The 941-nt window shown below is 76.6% G+C and carries 1 protein-coding gene; it reads right to left on the bottom strand.

Annotated elements, in window-relative coordinates; translation table 11 throughout:
• Positions 1-117: 117 nt before the first annotated feature.
• On the bottom strand, positions 118-941 hold an 824-nt coding region (locus tag HMPREF3105_RS12280; protein ID WP_070709874.1), incomplete at its 5' end, for a DnaJ C-terminal domain-containing protein.

Raw genomic sequence — 941 nt, 5'->3', positions numbered from 1 at the left:
CGGGGGCCAGGCGCATGGCCGCGGCGGCGTGCCGGGCCTCGGCGCCGTCGAAGACGACCTCCGCGCCCGCGCTCGCGCCGGCCAGGGCGCCCGGCTCGAGGTGGAACAGGGGGGCGGTCACAGGTTCCTCAGGTTCTCCCGCAGCCGGGCGAACATGCCCTTGGCCTGGGGTGCGCCGTGCACGACCTCCTCGCCGCGCACCTCGGCCAGGCGCTCCAGGAGCTGGCGCTGCTCGTCGTCCAGGTCGGTGGGCGTGGTGACCACCACGTCCACCTTGAGGTCGCCACGGCCCTGCCCGCGCAGGCGACCGACGCCCAGGCCGTGGAGGACCTCGACGTGGCCGGACTGCACGCCCGGGTCCAGGCTGAGGGACTGCTTGCCGTCCAGGGTGTCCAGCGTGACGGTGGTGCCCAGGGCCGCGGCGGCCATGGGGACGGTCACGGTGGTGGCCAGGTGGTCGCCCTCGCGGCGGAAGGTCTCGTCCGGGCGGACCGCGATCTCCACGTAGAGGTCGCCGTTCGGGCCGCCGCCCGGGCCGGCCTCGCCGCGGCCGGCGAGGTGGATGCGGGTGCCGTCGTCCACGCCCGCGGGGATGCGCAGGGTCAGCGGCGTCCGGGTGCGGACGCGGCCCTGCCCGTCGCACTCGTGGCAGGGCGTCGGGATGACGGTGCCGAACCCCTGGCAGGCGGGGCAGGCCTCGGTGGCCATGACGGTGCCCAGCAGCGACCGCACGGGGCGCTGGATCATGCCGTGGCCATGGCAGGTCTGGCAGGTCTCCGGCTGGGTGCCGGGCTCGCAGCACGAGCCCTCGCACCGATCGCAGCGCACGGCCGTGTCCAGCTCGATCGTCTGCTCGCCGCCGAAGACGGCGTCGCGCAGGTCGATCCGCGCGGTCACCAGGGCGTCCTGGCCGCGGCGGGCGCGGCTGGCGGGGCCGCCGC

The organism is Micrococcus sp. HMSC31B01, assembly GCF_001816085.1.
In the GTDB taxonomy this organism is placed as follows: Bacteria; Actinomycetota; Actinomycetes; order Actinomycetales; family Micrococcaceae; genus Micrococcus; species Micrococcus luteus.
The sequence above is the reverse complement of the archived record's forward strand: the minus strand, read 5'-3'. Positions and strand labels throughout refer to the sequence as shown.